The sequence below is a fragment of the Sandaracinus amylolyticus genome, from assembly GCF_021631985.1.
GTDB classification, from domain to species: domain Bacteria; phylum Myxococcota_A; class Polyangia; order Polyangiales; family Sandaracinaceae; genus Sandaracinus; species Sandaracinus amylolyticus_A.
Window position 1 is genome coordinate 809,622 of sequence record NZ_CP070225.1, and the last position, 20,843, is coordinate 830,464.

Below are 20,843 nucleotides of genomic sequence, written 5' to 3' on the forward strand. Positions count from 1 at the left end.
GCGAGCATAGCGCGCGCGTCAGCCCGCGAGGGGCCCGACGTACGCGAGGAACGCCTCGACGAGCGACTCGAGCATGCGCTCGCCGCGCGCGCGCGCCGAGTGCACCGGCTCCTTCTCGCCCATGACCTCGCGGAGATCGAAGTAGTACTTGATCTTCGGCTCGGTCCCGCTGGGGCGCAGCATCACGCGGTGCCCGCCGTCGAGCTCGAACGCGATCACGTTGCTCGGCGGAAGTGCGAGCTTCTCGACCGTCCCGCCGCGCACCCGCCGCTCACCTCGCGCGAGATCCTGCATCGCCAGCACCGCGTGGGTGCCGAGCGTCTCGGGCGGGTTCGCGCGCGCGCCGTCCATGATGCGCGCGATCTTCTGCGCGCCGTCCGCGCCCTTCATCGTCACCGACACCTGGCGGCTCAGGAAGAGCCCGTAGCGCCGCGACATCAGCTCGAGCTCGTCGATCAGCGAGCGACCGTGCGCCTTGCACCACGCCGTCATCTCCGCCGTGAGCAGCGCCGCGCTCACGCCGTCCTTGTCGCGCACCAGCGAGCCGACGGTGTAGCCGAGCGCTTCCTCGTAGCCGAAGACGAACCGATAGCCGTCCTTCTCGAGCTCCATCGCGCGGTTCGCGATCCACTTGAAGCCCGTGAGCACGTGCTCCCAGTGCGCGCCGTGCGCCAGCGCGATCGCGCCGAGCATCGGCGAGCTCACGATCGAGCTGATCACCGTGCGCTTCGGATCCTTCGCGCCGTGCTCGAGCAGGTAGTGGCCGAGCAGACACCCGACCTCGTTGCCCGTGAGCTGCACGTACGAGCCGGGCGCGGTGCGCACCGCGACCGCCAGGCGATCCGCGTCGGGATCGTTCGCGAGCACGACCTCGGCGTCGACCTCGCGCGCGAGCTCGAGCACCGCGTCCATCGCGCCCTGCTCCTCGGGGTTCGGGAAACGCACCGTGGGGAACGCGCCGTCGGGCTCGGCCTGCGACGCGACACTGTGCACGCTCGTGAACCCCGCGGTCGCGAGCGCGCGGCGCACGTGGCGATCACCGACACCGTGCAGGGCGGTGTACGCGATGCGCAGATCGCGCGGGGTCGTCGGCGCGACGAGGAGCTTCTGGATCTCGGTGTGGTACTCGTCCTCGAGATCCTTCCCGAGCATCGTGACGAGGCCGTTCGCCTTCGCCTGCTCGAAGGGCAGCAGCGGCACGTTCATCAGCGGGCCGACCGCGTCGATCGCCGCGGCGATGCCCACGTCGTGCGGCGGGACGATCTGCGCGCCGTTGCCCCAGTAGACCTTGTAGCCGTTGTACTCGGGCGGGTTGTGGCTCGCAGTGACCATCACGCCCGCGGCCGCGTTCATGCGCTTGCACGCGAAGGCGAGGACCGGCGTGGGCTCGACGCTCTCGAAGAGGTGCACCCGGAAGCCGCGCGCCGTCGCGACCTCGACCGTCTCGCGCGCGAGCTCGAGGCTGAGGCGCCGGCCGTCGTAGCCGATCGTGATCCCGCGCTCCTTCGCGTCGCTCGTCGTCTGCTCGAGGTACGCGCAGAGCCCCGCGCTCGCGGCGCGCACCACCGCGCGGTTCATGCGGTTCGGGCCCGCGCCGAGCACGCCGCGCAGCCCCGCGGTGCCGAATTCGAGGCGCCCCGCGAACCGATCGGCGATCTCCTTCCAGTCCCCCGCGATCATCAGCGCGCTCAGCTCGTCGCGCATCGCGGTGTCGGGGTCGTCTGCGATCCAGGCCTGAGCACGCGCGCGGAGATCGTCGGTCGTCACTGTCATGGCGGCTCCTTCATACGCCCGCCTCGCGCGCGATGCGAGGGGGGTGGCGCCCATGTCGCCCCCGGGCGCGAGCCCTCGCACCGCGGCGCGTCGACGCACACGAATGCGCGGGTGTCGGGAGGGTCTTGACCCACGACGCAACGCGTCGGCATCCTGATCGTGTCGGGTCGGAGATGCATCGACGACTGCGCCGCGGTGACTCGAGCGGAAGACGCTCGGGGAGACGCTCGCTGCTCCAGCGGGCGCGCGGCATACGTTTCGTCCTCGCGACATGCGCGTGTCTGCTGCTGAGCGCGCTCGCTTCGACGCCATGCGTCACGCGCGCGCAAGCTCCCTCGTCTCCGAGCAGCGCGCGAGAGCCCACCGCCGAGGAGCGCCAGGCGGCGGCCGACGCGTTCGATCGCGGCACGCGTGCGTACCTCGCGCGTGACTATCCGCGCGCCGCGCAGTGGTTCGAGACCGCGTACCGCATGGCGCCCGCGTCCGCGGCGCTCGTGCAGGCGGTGCGCTCGCACGAGCGCGCCGGCAACACGGTGCGCGCCGCGACGCTCGCGCTGCGCCTCCGCGCGATGCACGCCGGTGATCGCGACGCCGATCGCCAGAGCGAGCAGACGCTGCGCCTCGCGTCGCAGCTCGTGCGCATCGACGTCCTCTGCGATCGCTCGTGCACCGTCGAGCTCGACGGCACGCTGATGGAGCACCCCTCCTTCTTCGTCGCGCCGAGCACCGATCACGTCGTGCGCGCGTCGTTCTCGACCGGACCGGTCGAGCAGGACGTCGCCGGTGGCGAGGCGGGCGCGACGCGCGAGCTCCGCTTCGAGGCGCCTCCTGCTCCGCCCGAGCCGGTCGCGGTCGCGACGCCCGAGCCCACGGCGGTCGAGACGACCCAGCCCACCGAGTGGGCCGAGCCCGTGCAGCCCGTCGAGAGCGAGGGCGCCGGCATGTCGCCCGCGTTCGCCGTCACCGGGATCGCGCTCACCGCGATCTCCGGAGGCGTGCTCACGTGGTCCGCGATCGACACGCTCGACGGAGTCGACGCGTACGAAGCGAATCCGACGGCAGAAGGCCTCGCCGACGGTCAGGCGCGCGAGACGCGCACCAACGTGCTGATCGGCGTCACGGCGGGCCTCGCCGCGGTCAGCGTCGTCTTGATGATCTTCACCGACTGGGACGGCGCGCCTTCGAGCGACGAGCCCTCGGTGTCCGCTGCGCTCGTTCCGACCGAGGGCGGTGCTTACGGCTTGGTGGGAGGGACGTTCTGATGACGGCTGCGCCCGCCTCGCTGCTGCGAGATCTCAGTGGCCGACGGCTCGGTCGCTACGAAGTGCTCGTCCAGCTCGCCTCGGGCGGCATGGCGACGGTCTACGTCGCGCGTGCGCAGGGCGTCGCAGGCTTCGAGCGGCTCGTCGCGATCAAGGTGCTGCACCCGCATCTCGCGCACGACGAAGAGTTCATCTCGATGTTCCTCGACGAGGCGCGTCTCGCGGCGCGCATCCGTCATCCCAACGTCGTGCCGACCCTCGACATCTCCGACACCGAGGGCGACGGCTACTTCCTCGTGATGGAGTACATCGAGGGCGATCACCTCGGCGCGCTCCTCCGCGAGGCCGCGCGCGCGCACACGCCGATCCCACCGTCGATCGCGGCGCGCCTGGTGATCGATGCGCTCGAAGGGCTCGGCGCCGCGCACACGCTGACCGATCAGGACGGCCACGCGCTCGGGATCGTCCATCGCGACGTGTCTCCGCACAACGTGCTGATCGGGAGCGACGGCGTCGCGCGCATCACCGACTTCGGCGTCGCCAAGGCCGAGGTGCGCCTCAGCTCGACGCGCGACGGACAGTTCAAGGGCAAGCTCTCGTACATGGCGCCCGAGCAGGCCTCGAGCGGGCGCGCCGATCAGCGCAGCGATCTCTTCAGCATGGGCATCGTGCTGTGGGAGACGTTGACCGGGCGGAGGCTCTTCCGCGCCGACAACAACGGCGAGCTGCTCAATCGCCTGCTCAACGAGGCGATCGTTCCGCCCTCGACCTACGTGCCCGAGGCCGCGGCGTTCGACGCGATCTGCGCGCGTGCGCTGGAGCGCGACTCCGATGCGCGCTTCCAGACCGCCGACGAGTTCGTGCAGGCGATCGAGGACGCCGCGGTGGCGTGTGGTGGCGTCGCGAGCCCGCGCGCGGTCGGCCGCCTCGTGCGCGAGCTGCTCGGGCCGAAGATCGACGCGCAGAACGCGCGGATCCGCGCGGCGACCGACACGCTCGGTCGCGCCGAGATGCGCGGCGGTCTGCTCCCGCTGCCCGGGCCCGGTGGATCGCAGCCGAGCCAGCCGAGCAGCAACCGCCCTGCGTCGCTCACCCCGAGCGCGGTGCGCCCGATCGTGCTCGACGCGGGTGAGATGACGATGGGCGCGAAGCCCTCGACGCTCGCGAGCGAGGTGTCCGGCGAGCAGCCTGCGCCGCGGCGATCGCGATCGATGGCGTGGGTCGTCGCGCTGCTCGTGCTGCTGGTGATCGGTGGTGTGGGCGCGGCGTTCGCGCTGGGCCTCGTCGGCGGTGTGCCCGCGGTGACCGCGACGCCGGTGGTCGCGACGCCGCCTTCGAGCGTGAGCGTGCCGCCGGTCGCCGAGCCCGCAGCGCCCGCCGCGATCGCGCCCGAGGTGACCGCGCCGGCCGTGGCCGATACCGCGCCCGAGCCGACGAGCGCCGAGCCCGCCGTGGCGGCCGAGCCCGCGCGGTCCGACGAGGCATCGTCGTCCGAGCGCCGCGAGAGCGAGTCGGCGCGCGAGGCGCGTCGTCGTCGTCGCGCCGAGGCCGAGGCAGCCGCGGCGGCGCCGAGCGACGACGAGGACGATGGCGATCTGATCGTGAACCCCTACCGGCGCTGACGTCGGGTGGGAGGGCCCACTTGCTTATGAACCTCGACATCCGAGCGACCACGACGTGGCTCGCATGCGTGATCGCGATCGTTCCGCTCGCGTCGGGATGCCGCGTCTACGATCCCGATCTCCTCGATCGCGCCGACGCGGGGCCCGGCGAGGCTTGCGCGCAGCGGAGCCAGCCACCGCAGCGTCCCTCGAGCGCCGACGGTGACGGCCCCGAGGTCGCGTTCGGCCTTCGCATGGTCGTGATGGCGCAGGGCAACGACTGGCCGATGTACGGCTACGACGTCGACGGCTTCTGCACCGAGCAGCCCGACCTCGTCAGCGAGTGCACGCCGCCCGCCGTCGAGAACCCGCCCGCCGACGGCGTGGGCGGCGTCGACAACGTGTTCGGCGATCAGTTCTTCCCGCTCGTCGAGGCGACCACGCCCGATCTCGAGGCCGAGGCCCGCGAGGCGCAGGAGCTGGGCCAGGGCCTTCCGATCATCCGGATGCGCGGCTGGAACGGAGAGCGCAACGATCCGCGCGTCGACGCCGCGATCATGCAGGCGGTGTTCGGCGCGCCGGGCAGCGCTTCCGAGGAGCCGCCCGCGCGCCCCGACGATCCGGCGAGCTCGCGGCCGGTGTGGGACGGACGCGACTGGTTCTGGGTGCGCGACGACGCGTTCCTCATGGACGATCTCGGGCGCCCGCTGATCCGCGACGACAACGCGTACGTCGCGGACGGCGTGCTGGTCGTGCGACTGCCCGATCGCATCGACATCATCTTCCCGGCCGACGCGTACGGCGTGCTGGTGCGGCTCACCGGCGCGCAGGCGACCGGGCGCATCTCCGAGGACGGCACGACGCTCGAGAACGTGCGCGTCTCGGGGCGCTGGTCGCTCAACGATCTCCTCGTGACCGCGCGGAACATCGGCGTGTGCGAGGGCGAGCGCGACTACGAGCTGCTCAACTCGCAGCTCGATCGCATCGCCGACGTGCGCTCGACGCCGGGCTCGGGTGGACCGGGCGTGGAGTGCGACGCGATCAGCCTCGGCGTCGGGTTCACCGGCACGCGGGTGCGGGTCGCCGGCCTGGCCGAAGGACCCCCGCTCGCGGATCTCTGCTCGACGATGACCGACGGCGGCGTGCCGGACGGCGGGACGTGAGCGCTCGGCGCGTCGTACAACTGTCTCGATGAGACAGGCGATCGCGCTCCTCCTGATGTTCGTCATGGTCGCGGGATGCGGCGGCGCGACGGTGCCGCGCGGACCGGCGCGCAACGCGCGGAGTGTGGCGGACGGCGATGCCGCGGTGGTGGTCGGACCGCGACGCATCGCGCTCGGAGCGTTCGAGGACGCGCTCTCGCCGGGAGATCCCGTCGACGACGCGGGCCGTCATCAGCGCGCCTACGAGATCGAGCTCGATCCCTCGCAGCGCGTTCGCTTCCGCGTGCCCGCGGGCGAGCTCGATCCGATGCTGCGCGTCTCGGGCCCCGACGGATTCGCGCTCGAGAATGACGACGTGTCGCCGCACTCGCTCGACGCGATGCTCGAGTTCGTCCCGCCGAGCCCCGGCACCTACCGCGTGATCGTCACCACTGCGCCGCCTGGGCAGAGCGGTCGCTTCCAGCTGCGCGTCGATGCGCGCGCGCCCGACGGAGTCGGCGCGCGCATGCAGCTCGGGCAGCGCGTCGTGGGCGCGCTCGGTGGCGCGCCGATCGATCCCGATCTCGGGGCCGGCGTGGTGCCGCTCTGGTTCGAGGCGCAGGGCGGATCGATCGTGCGCGTGCGCGTGACCTCGCGCGAGTTCGACACCATCGCCGAGGTGCGCGGCCCGCACGGGCAGCAGTGGATCAATGACGACGCGAACGATCTCGGGCCCGACGGCACCGAGCGCGCGCTCGACAGCACGTTGATCATCGCCGCGCCGGTGACCGGCATCTACCAGCTCCTCGTCAGCGCGTACGGCCACACGGGCGGCGGCTCGTTCCAGGTCACGACGTCGGTGCGCCCGCCGGTGATCGTCGCGGCGGGCGACGCCTCGCCCGCGGGCGCGTTCGCGGGGCCCGAGGGCGCCGGTCGCGTGCTCGGCCTCTACGCCGGCATCACCGAGTACGTCACCCACGGTCGCCTCTACGGGTGCGCCGACGACGCGCGCCTGCTCGGCGAGGCGATGCGCAGCGCGCACCTGCAGCGCGTCGACGAGCAGGTCGTGCTCACCGATGCGATGGCCACGCGTGCCGCGTTCCTCGACGGGATCCGCTCGATCGCGTCGCGCGCGCAGCCGCAGGACGTGGTCGTCGTGTTCTGGTCGGGGCACGGCAACGTGCAGCCCGCGGCGAACGATCCGAGCGAGCTCGACGGGCTCGACGAGACCATCCAGATGATCGACGGCGCGATCACCGACACCGAGCTCGTCGCGGCGCTCGACACGGTGAACGCGGGCACCGTCGTGCTCGCGCTCGACTCGTGTCACTCGGGCGGCTTCGCCGACGACTTCGTGCGGCGCGCGGGACGCGTCGGGCTCTTCTCGAGCGACGAGGACGTGCTGAGCGACACCGCGGAGCCGCGCCGCGCCGGCGGATATCTGTCGTGGTATCTGCGCAACGGCGTGCTCGGCCACGCCGATCGCCGCCCCCACGACGGCGTGCTCTACGCGGGCGAGCTCACCGACTACCTGACCGACGGGTTCGTCGCCGATCACCGGCTCATGAACCGCGACGGGAGCCTCGACCCGATGCAGCGCCTCGTGGTGCGTCGCGGCTCGGTGCGCTGGAGCGACGTGCTCTGGGTCTATCCGCGCGGCGCCGATCTCACGATCCCGACGCTGCCGTCGATCGCGCTGACCAGCCCGCCTCCGTGATCACGCGGTGCGCTCGCTCCGGAACGCGCGCAGCGTGACCGAGATGCGACGCCCTTCGTTCTTCGCGGCGTGGGGTACCTCGTGCGTGTACGCGAGGTTCGTCTCCCACGGCATCACGAGCACGCTCCCGTCGCGCACCGCGAAGTCGCGCAGCCCCTGCGCGCGCCACGGGCGGAGTCGGAACGCGCGCTCGCTCCCGAACGACACGGTCACGATCGGCGCGCCCTCGACCATGTTGATCGTGCTGTCGCGATGTTTGCCGATGTAGTGCTCGTGCGCGGCGTCGTACCAGTTGAGCAGGAGACCGTTGAGGCGCGGATCGATCGTCGTGCGCGCCCACTCGTGCAGCGCCTCGAGATCGGGCGGCACCGGCAGCGCGCGGTTCACGTTGCCGGTGTAGCGATAGTCGGCGCCGTAGGCCTGCTGCCAGCGCGGCGTCTTCACGAGACGGCCGTGCATCTTGATCTCGTGGAACGTCTCGGGGTGCAGCGCCCAGAGACGCTCGAAGATCGCGGCGTCGGGGCGCAACGCGGGCGGGAGCTCGCCGGCGTAGAGCGCGTGTGTCTCGTCGAGCGCGTGACGCGTGAAGAGCGCGGGATCGAGCTGCATCCGAGGGATGCTGAGCCGATGTTCAGTGAGGGTCAATCGGTGGCGAGGACGAGCACGATCGTCGCGATCGTCGCGTCTGCGATCACGTGCGCGATCACCGGCGCGACCAGGCCACGCGCGTGACGTCGCAGCGCGCCGAGCATCACGGCCCACGTCCCCGCGAGCACCACGCCGACGACCCCGCGCGGAACGCCGTGCGCGTGCGCGACGCCGAACGAGAGCGCCTGCAGCACGATCGCGGCGACCGGCCCGACGAGCGCCTCGAGCCGGTCCTGCAGCACGCCGCGCCAGATCAGCTCCTCGAGCGCCGCGTTGACGATCGCGAACACGACGCCGCCCGCGATCATCAGCGCGAGCGGGGTCTCGTCGGGCACGTACGTGCGGAGCACGTCGCCGAGATCCGGCTGCATCACGACGAGCCAGAGCACGAGCGCGATCGGCGTCACCCCGCCGACCACGAGCGTCGCGAGCCACGGGACCTCGCCGCGCGCGCGCCACGTCGGACCGGGCGCGAGGCGCGGCAGCGAGCGCGCGAGGAGCGCGAACGCTCCGAGCGCGATCGCCATCGCGGGCTGCCACAGGATCCCGGTCCACGACACGACCGCGAGCACCGCGACGAGCGACGTGATCGCGCGGGTCGCTGGCGCGGTGCGCATCGCGCCGAGCGCGATGACCAGCGAGGCGACGACCGGCACGAGCGCGAGGTCCGTCGGCGCGAGCACGGCCTGCGCGCCGAAGGCGATCAGGGACGCGATCGCGAGCGCACGATCACGCGGGGAAGGGGAGTCCATCGACAGCTCCTCGCGAAGTCGAGCAATCGCTCGACTTCCATGAAGTTGAGCGAACGCTCGACTTCGGTCAACCTCGCCGCGCGATGTCCACGCACGACGAGCGCCCGGTGCGCCGCCCGGTGCAGGAGCGCGCGCGCAAGCGGCGCGAAGCGCTGCTCGATGCGACCGCGCGCATCCTCGACCGCGAGGGCTGGGACGCGCTCACGACGAACGCGGTCGCGCGCGAAGCGGGCGCCGCGGTGGGCACGGTCTACGAGTACTTCCCGAGCCGCGAGGCGCTCCTCGTCGGTCTGCTGGAGCGCCACGGCGAGCGGCTCGGTGCGGTGATCGACGAGGCGATCGCGGGCTCCGAGGGCGATCTCGCGCGCGGGTGCGACGCGGTGGTCGACGCGTTCGCACGCTTCTGGATCGAGGAGCCGGGCTACCGCGCGGCGTGGCTCGGCGCGCAGGCGAGCGAGGTGCTCGCGAAGACCGGCGCCGAGTGGGGCGATCGCTTCGGCAAGCGCCTCGCGGACGTGCTCGCGGTCTTCGCGCCCGCGCTGCCGTCGCGCGAGCGCGGCATCGTCGCGCGCACCGCCGTGCACCTGGTGAGCGGGCTGCTCCTGGTCGCGGTCACGTCGTCGCCCCGCGCTCGTCGCGCGATGATCGCAGAGACGAAGATCGCGCTCCGCGCGTACCTCGGCGCGAGGCTTCCTGCTCGTTGATGTGCGCGCGGCAGAACGTGCCGCGCGATCGCGTACGATGCGCCCGCGTGGAGGTGTCGATGCGGAGCTGGCTCACGGGGATCTCGATCGCGCTCTCGATCACGGTCGCGGGCTGTGGCGCGGCGCCGGGCGAGGAGGAGACGACACCGGTCGCATCGTCCGCGCTGCGTCCGCTCGAGATCGCGCGTCCCGAGGCGCAGCTCCGCGCGATCGAGGGCGAGCAGGCGGTCTTCGACATCCGCGTGATCGTCACGAACCCGAACGAGGCCGACGTCGTGCTGCGTCGCGCCACGGGCGAGCTGATGCTCGACGGCAATCGCGTCGCGCGGCTCGAGATCGACGGCGAGGAGCCGCTCGAGGCGGACTCGGAGCGCGTGTTCGTGTTCGACGTGTCGGTGCCGGTCTCGATGCTCGCGACGGTGCGCGCCGACCAGTACGTCGCCCGCGGGACGCTCTATGCGGACGGTGGGACCGGCGACGGGGCGCTCCAGACGCCCTTCGAGCTCACCGGCGACGTCCCCTCGCTCACCGCGCCCTAGTCGCGATAGCCTCGCTCGCGATGCTCGAGCTCGGCCCCGATCTCCCGGCCCGCACCACCGCGCCCAACGCGCGAACCCTCGGCGAGATGTTCTTCCTGCGCTGCGCCCGCAGCGCCTCGCTCCCCGCGCTCCATCGCAAGCGCGAGAGCGAGTGGGATCCGATCACCTGGCAGGGCTTCCTCGACGGTGCGGCGAAGGTCGCGCGCGGCCTGCTCGCCCTCGGCCTGGTGCCCGGCGATCGCGTCGCGATCCTCGGCCCGACGCAGCCGACCTGGGCGATCGACGATCTCGGCGCGCAGCTCGCGGGGATGGTGAGCTTCGGGATCTATCCGAAGCAGTCGCCCGAGCAGGTGCGCTATCTGCTCGAGCACAGCGAGGCGAAGGTCGTCTTCGTCGACGAGGCGGAGGAGATCGAGACCGTCCTCGCCGCGGCGAAGGGCCTCAAGAACATCGTCGCGATCGTGCCCTGGACGATGGCGCTCCACCGGCGCTTCGAGGGTCGCGATCCGCGCCTCGTGCCGCCCACGCGCTTCGAGGGCGAGGCGCTCCCCGAGCGCGACATCCGCGACATCCAGGAGCGCATCGATCCCGACGACACCGCGATCCTGATCTACACGTCGGGCACGACGGGCCCGCCGAAGGGCGCGATGATCGCGCACCGCAACATCCTGTCGATCCTGCGCAGCGCGTCGGAGGCGACGCTGCTGCGGCAGAGCGATCTCTCGCTGAACTTCCTGCCGATGGCGCACGCCGCGGAGCGCGTGCTCGGCTTCTACGGGCGCGTCGACGCGGGCATCCCGGCCGCGTACGCGCAGAGCACCGCGACGGTGCTCGACGATCTCAAGAGCGTCGGGCCGACGGTGTTCGGCAGCGTGCCGCGCATCTTCGAGAAGGCGCACGCGAAGATCTTCTCGGAGATGGAGAAGCAGAAGCCCGCGGTGCAGCGGCTCTTCGCGTGGGCGAACGACGTGGGCAAGCGCCGCCTCGAGCACGTGCTCGCCGGGCGTCCGGTACCGGCGCGCATCGCGGCGCAGCACGCGATCGCGGATCGGTTGGTGTTCAAACGAATCCGCGAGGCGTTCGGCGGTCGCGTGCGGATGATGGTCACCGGCGCGGCGCCCACCGCGCCCGCGATCCTCGAGTTCTTCTGGGCCGCGGGCCTGCCGATTTACGAGGCGTACGGGATGACCGAGTCGACGGTCATCACGCACATCAACCGCGAGGGCGCGGTGAAGCTCGGCACCGTGGGTCGCGTGATCCCGCCGAGCGAGCATCGCATCGCGCCCGACGGCGAGATCCTCGTGCGCGGCCCCTGGGTCTTCAAGGGCTACCTCAAGAACCCGCAGGCGACCGAGGAGATGCTCGAGGGCGGCTGGCTGCACACCGGTGACGTCGGCGTGATCGACGGCGACGGGTACCTGAAGATCACCGATCGCAAGAAGCACCTGATCATCACGGCCGGCGGCAAGAACCTCTCGCCCGCGAACATCGAGAAGGCGATCAAGGAGCAGGACCCGCTGATCTCGCAGGTGCACGCGCACGGCGATCGCCGCAACTACGTCGCCGCGATCATCGCGCCGAGCCCGATCGAGACGCTCGAGTGGGGCATCCCGCGCGGGCTCTGCACGAAGGAGGAGCTCGACGCGCGCCAGAAGGAGCTGATGGCGAACCCGACGGGCCGCACCGAGGCGCTGAACCGCGCCATGGCGAAGGTCGTCGCGCATCCCGAGCTCCGCGAGCGGATCCGTGCGGCGGTGCGCCGCGGCAACGAGCACCTCGCGCGCGTCGAGCAGGTGCGTCGCTTCGTGATCCTCGATCGCGACTTCAGCCAGGAGCAGGGCGAGCTCACGCCGACGATGAAGGTGAAGCGCAAGGAGGTCGAAGCGAAGTACGCGTCGCTGCTCGACCGCGCTTATGTGGAGGACGGCTTCGCACTCGAGCCGTGACGTGGACATCGGGTCGCGCGCGGGTGTAAGAGGGCCGACATCGGAGAGGTGCTCATGCGGGTTCGTTCCCTGATCGCGATCGTCTCGTTGCTCGTCCTCGGCGCGTGTGGTGGCGGTGGATCGGGCTCGAGCGAGACCACGGGCTCGAGCACGGAGGGCGAGGGCACGAGCGGCGGACAGGCGACGTCGTCGGAGCTCGAGGGATTCGACACGGAGGGCTTCGAGGAGGGCGAGCCGACGGTCGATCACGGTCGCGGCAGCGCGCGCGAGCTGCTCGGGATCAATCCGCCGCCGCAGCCCTGGGATCAGATGAGCCACGCCGACCAGGAGATGTACATGGTGGCGTACGTGCTCCCGATCCACGCGGAGATCTTCGCGGAGCACGATCGCGAGGAGTACGCGCAGTTCGACTGCGCGAGCTGCCACGGCGACGACGGACCGCAGCGCAACTACGAGATGCCGTCGCGCTCGCTCCCGCCGCTTCCGCCCGAGGGCAGCGAGCGCTGGCAGCGCGCGGCAGAGCGCGATCCCGAGGACTGGGCGTTCATGACGAACGTGGTGCTGCCGACGATTCGCACGCAGCTCGGTGAGCCCGAGATGACGTGCTTCGGCTGCCACCCGCAGTCGGGCCGCTGACCAGCGAGCTCATAGCGAAGACCGCTGCGTCGCGCCGACGCAAGTGGTCGGAGCGCTTCGGGTGGGAGGGGGACCCGATCCGGCTTCGCCGGTCGGGGGAGGGTTCGCCGCACGAACCCTGCGGGAAAAGGCCTGATTGCAGCGCGCTGGCGCGTCAGCGCAAAGCGCGCGTCGCAATCAGAAGCCGGGGTCGGTGACGACGGTCGGGCGCCGCGGCGGCGAAGACGTCGTCGCGGGCGCCGACGTGCTCGGGCTCGCGGGGCGGATCGACGATGCGGTCGTGCGCGGCGGCGTCGTGGTGCGCGGGGGCGTCGTGGTGCGCGGCGTCGCCGTGGCCGTCGCGCGGGGCGCGGTGGTGCGCGGCGCCGTCGTGCGCGGTGCGGTCGCGCGGCGCGCGCTCGGACGGGTGGGGCGCGTGGCGCGCGGCGGCGTCGTGGGGCGCGGCGGGGGCGCGACCTCGCGCGCCGGAGTGGGCGGCGGCGCGACCACGGGCGTCGTCGTCGCGACCGGCGGCGGCGTGGGCTCGGGCGCTGCGGGCTGCGGCGCCGGAGGCTGGGGGGGCGGAGCCGAAGGTTCGGGGTCCGAAGTATCCGGCTCCGCCGCCGTGACCGCGGTGGGCGCCGCGGGGCTCGCGCTGGGAGGCACGTCGCTCGTCGCGGTGGTGCCACGCTGGGTCGCGATCCATCCGATCAGCACGACGAGCGCGGCGCCGAGCCCGATCGCGATCGCCCAGGGCAGGCGCGCGCTCGAGCTCGGCGGGGGCGCATCGAGCGCGCCGGGATCGAACGGCGCGACCGGCATCGGCGAGGGCATGAACGCGGCGGAGTCGAGCGCGGCCGAAGGCGGTGGTGCGCTGCTGGGCTTCGCCGGAGGCGGAGGAGGAGGGGCCGAGCTCGCGGGCGCGGCCGTCGGCGGCACGAGCTCGAGCTCCGAGCTCGACATCTCGATCGAGTCGCCCGCGGATCGGCGCGGCGCGCTGGTCGTGCCGGCGCTCGACTTCGTGGGGAGCGAGGGCGGCTTCGCGGGCGCGACCTCGTCCGGCACGTCGATCTCTTCGAACGAGGGACGCGCGGGCTCGGCGAGCGCGACGAGCTCGACCTCGCTGGGCCGCGCATCGCGCACTTCGTCGTCGCGCACGTCGAGCGACGTCTGCGAGGTCTCGGCCGGCTTCGGAGCGTCGGCCTCGACGTGCGGCTCGCTCGGCTTGGCCGATGCGTTCGTGTCGGCCTTCGCGGGCAGCTTCGACGCGGGCACCGCCTTCGCCGCGGGCGCGGGGAGCTTGGTCGCCGGCACCGCGGCGACCTTCGTCGCGCCTGCGGCAGGGGTGGGGAGCTTGGTCGCGGGCAGCTTCGCGGCGGCGGGCTTGGCTTCGGTGGCGGGCTTGGCTTCGGTCGCGGGCTTGGCTTCGGTCGCGGGCTTGGCTTCGGTCGCGGGCTTCGCCTCGGTCGCGGGCTTGGCTTCGGTCGCGGGCTTCGCCTTCGCGTCGCCCGGCTTCGCCGGGCTCGCGGCCTTTGCGCCTGCCTGGAGCACACCGGTCTCGGGATCGCCGATCGGCTTCCGCGGCCCGACCGGCAGCTCCATCGACGCGACGCTCTTCGACATCAGCAAGCACGACTTCAGCGCGCGCCCGAGCTGCTTCGCGTCGGCGTAGCGCTTCTTCGGCTCGCTGCTCATCGCGCGATCGAGCGTCAGCGAGAACGCCGCGAGCTCCTTCTTCACGCTCTGCAGCGCCGGCGGGCGCTTGTGCAGCACCGCGTCGACGAGCGCGATCGTGTTCTTCGCCATGTGCGGCGGGCGCCCCGCGAGCCCCGCGTAGAGCACCGCGGCGAGCGAGTAGAGATCGGCCTCCGGCGTCGCCACCACCTCGCCGCGCACCTGCTCCGGCGCCGCGTACGCGTAGAGGTTGTGCAGCGTCGCGAGCGACGTGCGCTCCGCGTCGTCGCTCGCGCGGATCTGCGCGCGGTTGAGCGCGATCCCGATCAGCTTCGGGATCTCCCGACCGCCTTCGCCGTGCAGGAAGACGTTGCCCGGCTCGAGATCGCCGTGCGCGAAGCCGGCCGCGTGCAGCGCTGCGAGCCCCTCGCTGATGCCCACCGCGACGTCGACGATCTCGCTGACCGTGATCGGCGCGCTCGCCCAGCGCATCGCGAGGCTCTCGCCGTCGAGCCGCTCGACGACGAGATAAGGCACGCCCTCCTCGGTCTCACCGTGGTCGAACGCGCGCACGACGTTCGGGTGATCGATGCCGCGCAGCTTCTCCGCGCTCGCGAAGAAGAACTTGCGCGCCTCGTCGCCCGCTTCCTCGTCGAGCTGCATGACGACGACCTTGCGGTCCGCCTCGGCGTCTCGCGCGGTCCACACGCTGCCCAATGCGCTCTCGCCGAGCGGTACTTCGAGCGTGTATCGTCGGCTGAACGACACTGCTGACCACTTCTATCAGACGTGGAGCCGAGGTGGCGAGCGCTTATCCGATCGCATCGAGCGCGTGGACGAAGGCGGCAACGATCGCCGTGTTGATGGTCGCATCTCACGTCGCATCCCCGCACGCACACGCACAACAGAGCAGCGTGCTCGAGGCGGATGCGCGCGAGCGGCGCACCGATCTCGCGCGAACACTCTTCGCCGAGGGCGTGCAGCTCGTCGCGGAGCAGCGCTGGGCGCAAGCGGAGTCCCGCTTCCGACAGGCGCTCGCGAACCGCGATGCGCCGCCCATCCGCTACAACCTCGCCTCGGTGCTCTTCGAGCAGGGCGAGTACCCGGAGGCATCGGTGCTCGTCGAGTCGGTGCTCGCCGATTCGACCACACCACCCGAGATCCGCGAGCACGCGGCCGATCTCCGCAGGCACATCGCGGAGCGCGCGGGCTACGTGCGGCTCGACGTGCGTGACCTCGACGGCGCCGACATCGCGATCGACGAGTACACGCTGCGCGACCCGAGCACCGAGGTCCCGCTCGCACCTGGCGCACACGCCGCGACCGCGTCGTACGGTATGCGCCGCGAGGCGCGCGCCGAGATCCAGATCGCGACCGGCGAGCATCGTGTCGTCGCGCTCGAGCGCGCGCAGCACGCGCCCGAGGACGCGGTGAGCACCACGCCGTCGACCGGCGGCGAGCGCATCGAGGAGCAGTGGTGGTTCTGGACCGCGATCGGCGGCGGCGTGGTCGCGATCGCGGTCGTGATCGGCGTCGTCGCGGCCGTGAGCAGCGACGATGGTCAGCTCGAGGCGCCGATCCCCGGCGACTTCGAGCCGGGGGTGCTGCGATGGTGAAGCGCTCGTTCGTGCTCGCGCTCGCGCTGATCGCGACCCTCACGTCGTGCAGCAACACGACGCCGCGCACGCAGGTCATGGTCGTCGTCGACACCGACCTCCGAGGCCCGCTCGGGATCGACAACGTGATCGCGACCGTGATCGCGCCCGGCGGCGAGGTGCAGATGGCGAACGCGCAGATCGGCGCCGGTCAGCCCGACTGGCCGCGCACGCTCGCGCTGGTGTGGGAAGAAGGGCGCCGCGGTCTCTTCACGGTGCGCCTCAGCGGCAACCGCGGGGGCGCGCTGCTGGTGCAGCGCACGCAGCGCTTCACGTTCCAAGAGGGGCGCACGCTCATGCTGCGCATGGACCTCTTCGCGCGGTGCGCGGCCGCGGTGTGCGGCTCCGAGCAGACGTGCGGCGAGAACGGGTGTCGTGCGATCGACGTCGCGCCCTCCGAGCTCACCGAGTGGAGCGGAACGCCCGCGCCGTTCCCGATCGACGCGTCGGTGTCGAGCATGGACGCCAGCGTCCCGATCGACGCGCCGATCGCGGTCGACGCGCCGCCTCCGATCGACGCGTTCGCCCCGCCCGACGCCCCGCCCGACGTCGACTCGGGCCCCCCGATCGACTCGTGCATCGTCGCGACCGAGACGTGCAACACGCGCGACGACGACTGCGACGGGACGACCGACGAGGGCTTCGACCTCGACGTCGACGAGGCGAACTGCGGCACGTGCGGCGTCGCCTGCGACTTCCGGAATTCGACCGGCGAGTGCATGGCCGGCTTCTGCGAGATCGCGGCGTGCGACGCGAATTTCGAGGACTGCAACCTCTCGGGCCTCGACGGCTGCGAGATCGATCTGCAGTCCGACGAGATGCACTGCGGTGCGTGCGGGAACCGCTGCAACGTCGGCCCCGCGCGCGTCTGCTGCCGCGGTGTCTGCGCGCGCGACTGCCTCTAACGCTTGCGGGCGAGGACGCGCGCGATCGCGCGCTCGCCGAGCCAGCCCTCGCGGTAGTAGATGACGTCGAGCCCTTCGCACGCGCGCAGCAGCTCGTTGCGCTCCGCGAGCCAGCGCGCGCTCGGCTTCGTCGGATTTCGCTCGAGGCTCGCCACGGTCGCGACCTCCGCGATCAGCACGCCGCCCGAGGCGAGCGCGTCGCGGAACTGCAGGAAGAGATCGGGCTGGCGATAGTGGAAGCACGCGATCGCGTTCCACGTGCCGTCGGGCAGGCCGTGCTTCTCGAGATCGCGCACCGACGTCGAGATCTTCACGCCCTCGTCACGCGCGGCCTCGCGCGCGAGCGTGAGCCCGACCGGCGAGATGTCGACCGCGGTCACGTCGAGCCCGCGCCGGGCCATGTAGAGCGCGAGCCGGCCCGAGCCCGCCGCGACGTCCAGACCGCGACCGTCGCGCGGGATCTCGGCGTCGAGCTCGGCGACCCAGCCCGGCGAGGAGCGCGGACGATCGACGCGCTCCGACCACTTCTTGTCCCACTTGACCCGATCTTCCTCGGCCATTTCGGTCGCGGAGCGTGGCGATCACGCGACGCGACGTCAACCGCTCGCCGGGTTTGCGCGCGGTACACGGGCATGGCTATCCTCCGCGCCGTCATGGCCCACGACACGCACGGCGCAGCAGTCGATCACGCGCACCACGCCGGGGGCGAGCACCCCGAGCTCCCGCCCGTCCAGGACGAAGCGGCGGACACCCCGATGTGGCTCCCGGTCACCGGCCTCGCGCTTCTCGCGGTGCTGACGCTCTTCGTGCTCCATCGCGCGGCGCAGCCCGCGGTGGAGCCGCCCGCCGAGGCCGCAGCGGCCGAGGCCGACGCGCCCGCCGAGGCCGAGGCCGCGCCCGCCGAGTGATCACGCGCGCCGGAGGCGCACCACGAAGCGGGCCCCGCCGCTCGGTGCGTCCTCGGCGCTGATCGTCCCGCCCACGCGCTCCACGATCGTCCAGCACACCGCGAGCCCGAGCCCGGTGCCGCTGCCCGTGGGCTTCGTGGTCACGAAGGGCTCGAACAGGCGATCGCGCACCTCGGGCGCGATCCCGGGCCCGCTGTCGTCGACGGTCAGCGTGATCGCGTCGTCGGTGTCCGCGATCGTGATCGTGATCGCGCCCTCGCCCTCGATCGCGTCGGCCGCGTTGAGCAGCAGGTTCAGCACGAGCTGCGTCAGCGCGTCGGCTTCGCCGCGCACCGCCGGCAGATCTTCGGGCACGCGCTGCTCGATCGTGATGCGGCGCAGATCCTTCTGCGGCGCGACGAGGTGCACCGCGTTCGCGACGACCTCGCCGAGATCGGCGCGCCCGATCGGCGCGTCCGCACCGGCGCGCGAGTAGTCGAGCAGGTCGCGGATGATGCGATGGATGCGCTCGGTCTCGTGCTGGATCCGCTTGAGGAACTCCGCCTCTTCGGCCGGCTCGAGCCCCCCGCCGCGCACCAGCTCGAGCAGCCCGAGGATCGCGGAGAGCGGATTGCCGATCTCGTGCGCGACGCCCGCCGCGAGGCGCCCGACGGACGCGAGCTTCTCGCTGCGCACCAGCGAGTCCTGTGCGGCGCGCAGCTCCTTCGTCGCGCGCTCGAGCTCGGCGAGACGCTCGACCAGCGCGGCGCGCTCGCGTCGCAGATCGTCGGCCATCGCGTTGAACGAGATGGAGAGCCGCTGCACCTCGGCCGCGCCCTGCACCGGCGAGCGCGCGCTGTCGCGTCCCGCCGCGAGCTGCTCCGACGCGCGCGTCAGCGCCTCGACGGGCGTGACGATCAAACGCGTGAGCAGCGCATAACAGAGCACGAGCATCGCGAGCGACGTGATCACCGCGTAGAGCACGACGAGCCGCACCAGCGCGTTGCCCGCACCGTCGCCCTCGATCGCGCTCGAGACCCACACCCGCACCACGCCGTCCGCGAGGCGCGCCTCGCCGATCACGCCGCGCCCGACCTCACCGCGCTCGGAGCGCACCGTGCCGTCGTCGCCGACGATCGCGAGGCCGATCACCGACGCCGGTCCCATCAGCGCGTGCTCGACGCGATCGACCGCGATCTCCGGCGCGTCGGCGCGCACGATCATCGCTGCCGCGCCCTGCGCCGCGATCGTCGCCGCGCGCTCCCGCTCCTGCTCCAGCGCTCGCGACGCGAGCCGATCGATCGCGATCGCGACGAGCGTGACCGAGATGCCGAGCGCCGCGATCAGCGCGAGCGTGATCTGCGCGCGCAATCCGAGCCCGCGCACCCGCGACGCGGCATGCCGTCCGAACGGATCCGCGACGCGCTCCGACACGCGCCGGGATCCTACCTCAGCGCGCGATGCGCTCGGTCAGCTCTGCGAGCCGACGAAGCTGACGGCGACGCCCGCGCACGATCGCGTCCTCCTCCATCACCGAGATCGTCCACGGCATGCGCCACGACCAGTTCTCGGGGCCCACCGTGTTCGGCGTGTTCACGCGATCGCGCAGCGCGAGCACGTCCTGCACCGGAAGCAGCGCGAGCCGCGACGGGCTGCGGTACACCGCGTCGAGCAGCGCCGCGTGCACCTCTTCGCCGTACTTCCGCGCGCGCTCCGCGGGCACGTCCGCGAGCTGCGGGATGCGCCGCGCCTGGTTGCGCTCCCACTCGGGCAGCGCGTCCCACCACTCGATCGAGCTCTCGGTGTCGTGGGTGCCCGTCGTCGCCACGCTGAGCTCGGGCCACGCCGCGGGATCGCGGAAGCGATCGTGATCCTTCTCCCAGCGCAGCACGCGATAGCCCGGGATGCCGAGCTCCTTCAGCGACGCGCGCACGAAGTCCGGGATCACCCCGAGGTCCTCGGCGATCAGCTCGGTGCCCGACGACGCGAACGCGCGCAGCACGGCCTCGCCCTGCGCGCGCTGCTGCGGCTCGTGCTGCGGCCAGAAGTAGTGCGCGCTCTTGTCGATCGGCCGGTGGTAGGTGCGGTAGAGCCCGACCACGTGATCGATGCGGATCAGATCGTAGAGCTGCGCGGTGTGCCGCCCGCGCTGCGCGAAGAGCTCGTAGCCCTCCTCCGCGATGCGCTCCCAGCGATACGGCGGCAGGCCCCACTCCTGACCGTCCGCACTGAACGCGTCGGGCGGCGCGCCCACGGTCGCGTCGAAGCGATAACGATCCTTGCGCGCCCACACGTCCGCGCTGTCGTCGGCGACCAGGAACGGCTCGTCCCCCCCGAGCGCCACGCCCGCGGCCGCCGCTTCCCTGCGCGCGGCCTGGTGCTGCCCGAACGCGAGGTGCTGCAGCCACGTGCGGTACGCGATCTCGCGCGCGTGCTCGCGACGCAGCTCCGCGCGGCGCTCCGGGCTCGCGTCGCGCACCTCGAGCGGCCAGTCGCGCCAGCTCTGCGGGAAGCGCTCCTTGAGCGTGCGGAAGAGCGCGTAGTCGTGGATCCAGTGCCCGTGCTCGTCGACGAAGCGCGCCAGCGCGGCGCGACGCTCGCTCGACGCGTCCACGTCGCGCTCGAAGCGCTCGAAGCAGCGGCGCAGCACTCCGTCCTTGAGCCGTCGCACGTCGGCATGGCGCACCCGCGGCGACTCGCTCACCGCGTCGAGCAGCGCGCGCTCCTCCGAGGTCAGCGCGCTCATCCCGCCGAGCGCCTCGAGCTCCGGCACGTCGGCGATCCGGAGATAGAGCGGATCGAGCGCGAAGAACGAGCACGACGAGTACGGGCTGTCGTTGCCCGGCGAAGGCTCGAGCAGCGGCAGCGTCATCACGAGCGAGAACCCGGCGTCGCCGGCCCACTTCGCGAAGCGCGCGAGGTCGGGGTACTCGCCCACGCCCCACTCGCGTCCGGTCCGAATCGAGAAGAGCGGGACCAGGACGCCCGCCGAACGCCGTCCGAGGATCTTCATCCGTGCACCA

Annotated in this window: 18 protein-coding genes; 11 read left to right on the forward strand and 7 right to left on the reverse strand. The window is 72.2% G+C overall.

Annotated features, from left to right (window positions below):
- Positions 1 to 18 precede the first annotated feature (18 nt).
- Entirely contained in the window at positions 19 to 1,767 is a 1,749-nt protein-coding gene (locus I5071_RS03255; protein WP_419249640.1) for a phospho-sugar mutase, read from the reverse strand.
- A 179-nt stretch (positions 1,768 to 1,946) separates the two neighbouring features.
- On the opposite strand from I5071_RS03255, the gene I5071_RS03260 reads away from it, so the two are divergent.
- The 4 genes from I5071_RS03260 to I5071_RS03275 are packed head-to-tail and all read left to right on the forward strand — an operon-like array spanning position 1,947 to position 7,495.
- Entirely contained in the window at positions 1,947 to 3,035 is a 1,089-nt protein-coding gene (locus I5071_RS03260; RefSeq protein WP_236603902.1) for a hypothetical protein, read from the forward strand.
- On the forward strand, positions 3,035 to 4,657 hold the full coding sequence (locus tag I5071_RS03265; RefSeq protein WP_236603903.1) for a serine/threonine-protein kinase: 1,623 nt from the start codon (positions 3,035 to 3,037) through the stop codon (positions 4,655 to 4,657). The genes I5071_RS03260 and I5071_RS03265 overlap by 1 nt, the downstream gene beginning before the upstream one ends.
- Positions 4,658 to 4,677: 20 nt before the next feature.
- On the forward strand, positions 4,678 to 5,799 hold the full coding sequence (locus I5071_RS03270; RefSeq protein WP_236603904.1) for a hypothetical protein: 1,122 nt from the start codon (positions 4,678 to 4,680) through the stop codon (positions 5,797 to 5,799).
- A 28-nt stretch (positions 5,800 to 5,827) separates the two neighbouring features.
- A complete protein-coding gene (locus I5071_RS03275; RefSeq protein ID WP_236603905.1) occupies positions 5,828 to 7,495 on the forward strand; it encodes a caspase family protein in 1,668 nt (555 codons plus the stop codon).
- On the opposite strand, the gene I5071_RS03280 is transcribed toward I5071_RS03275, so the two are convergent.
- Positions 7,496 to 8,104 carry an alpha-ketoglutarate-dependent dioxygenase AlkB gene (locus tag I5071_RS03280; RefSeq protein ID WP_236603906.1) on the reverse strand — a complete coding sequence of 203 codons (609 nt, stop codon included), beginning with the start codon at positions 8,102 to 8,104 and terminating at the stop codon, positions 7,496 to 7,498.
- Between the two features lie 32 nt (positions 8,105 to 8,136).
- On the reverse strand, positions 8,137 to 8,895 hold the full coding sequence (locus I5071_RS03285) for a CPBP family intramembrane glutamic endopeptidase (protein ID WP_236603907.1): 759 nt from the start codon (positions 8,893 to 8,895) through the stop codon (positions 8,137 to 8,139).
- A gap of 83 nt (positions 8,896 to 8,978) precedes the next feature.
- Between I5071_RS03285 and I5071_RS03290 the strand changes: the two genes are divergently transcribed.
- The 4 genes from I5071_RS03290 to I5071_RS03305 are packed head-to-tail and all read left to right on the forward strand — an operon-like array spanning position 8,979 to position 12,720.
- On the forward strand, positions 8,979 to 9,599 hold the full coding sequence (locus I5071_RS03290; protein ID WP_236603908.1) for a TetR/AcrR family transcriptional regulator: 621 nt from the start codon (positions 8,979 to 8,981) through the stop codon (positions 9,597 to 9,599).
- 59 nt (positions 9,600 to 9,658) lie between these two features.
- On the forward strand, positions 9,659 to 10,138 hold the full coding sequence (locus tag I5071_RS03295; protein WP_236603909.1) for an LEA type 2 family protein: 480 nt from the start codon (positions 9,659 to 9,661) through the stop codon (positions 10,136 to 10,138).
- A gap of 20 nt (positions 10,139 to 10,158) precedes the next feature.
- Positions 10,159 to 12,084, forward strand: a complete 1,926-nt coding sequence (locus tag I5071_RS03300; RefSeq protein WP_236603910.1) for an AMP-dependent synthetase/ligase — start codon at positions 10,159 to 10,161, stop codon at positions 12,082 to 12,084.
- A 54-nt stretch (positions 12,085 to 12,138) separates the two neighbouring features.
- Positions 12,139 to 12,720 carry a hypothetical protein gene (locus tag I5071_RS03305; RefSeq protein ID WP_236603911.1) on the forward strand — a complete coding sequence of 194 codons (582 nt, stop codon included), beginning with the start codon at positions 12,139 to 12,141 and terminating at the stop codon, positions 12,718 to 12,720.
- Positions 12,721 to 12,897: 177 nt separating this feature from the next.
- Here I5071_RS03305 and I5071_RS03310 read toward each other — a convergent pair whose 3' ends face one another.
- On the reverse strand, positions 12,898 to 15,141 hold the full coding sequence (locus I5071_RS03310) for a serine/threonine protein kinase (RefSeq protein ID WP_236603912.1): 2,244 nt from the start codon (positions 15,139 to 15,141) through the stop codon (positions 12,898 to 12,900).
- Positions 15,142 to 15,236: 95 nt separating this feature from the next.
- Between I5071_RS03310 and I5071_RS03315 the strand changes: the two genes are divergently transcribed.
- Positions 15,237 to 15,989, forward strand: a complete 753-nt coding sequence (locus I5071_RS03315; RefSeq protein WP_236603913.1) for a tetratricopeptide repeat protein — start codon at positions 15,237 to 15,239, stop codon at positions 15,987 to 15,989.
- Complete coding sequence (locus I5071_RS03320) at positions 15,983 to 16,933, forward strand: hypothetical protein (RefSeq protein ID WP_236603914.1); 951 nt, start codon at positions 15,983 to 15,985, stop codon at positions 16,931 to 16,933. The genes I5071_RS03315 and I5071_RS03320 overlap by 7 nt, the downstream gene beginning before the upstream one ends.
- Here I5071_RS03320 and I5071_RS03325 read toward each other — a convergent pair.
- Positions 16,930 to 17,493, reverse strand: coding sequence for a class I SAM-dependent methyltransferase (locus I5071_RS03325; RefSeq protein ID WP_236603915.1), 564 nt, complete (start codon positions 17,491 to 17,493; stop codon positions 16,930 to 16,932). The two genes, I5071_RS03320 and I5071_RS03325, sit on opposite strands and share 4 nt — an antisense overlap.
- A 93-nt stretch (positions 17,494 to 17,586) precedes the next feature.
- On the opposite strand from I5071_RS03325, the gene I5071_RS03330 reads away from it, so the two are divergent.
- Positions 17,587 to 17,841 carry a hypothetical protein gene (locus I5071_RS03330; protein ID WP_236603916.1) on the forward strand — a complete coding sequence of 85 codons (255 nt, stop codon included), beginning with the start codon at positions 17,587 to 17,589 and terminating at the stop codon, positions 17,839 to 17,841.
- Here I5071_RS03330 and I5071_RS03335 read toward each other — a convergent pair whose 3' ends face one another.
- Positions 17,842 to 19,254, reverse strand: coding sequence for a sensor histidine kinase (locus I5071_RS03335; protein ID WP_236603917.1), 1,413 nt, complete (start codon positions 19,252 to 19,254; stop codon positions 17,842 to 17,844). It abuts the gene before it with no gap.
- Positions 19,255 to 19,270: 16 nt separating this feature from the next.
- A complete protein-coding gene (malQ, locus tag I5071_RS03340; protein WP_236603918.1) occupies positions 19,271 to 20,833 on the reverse strand; it encodes a 4-alpha-glucanotransferase in 1,563 nt (520 codons plus the stop codon).
- Between the last annotated feature and the right edge of the window lie 10 nt (positions 20,834 to 20,843).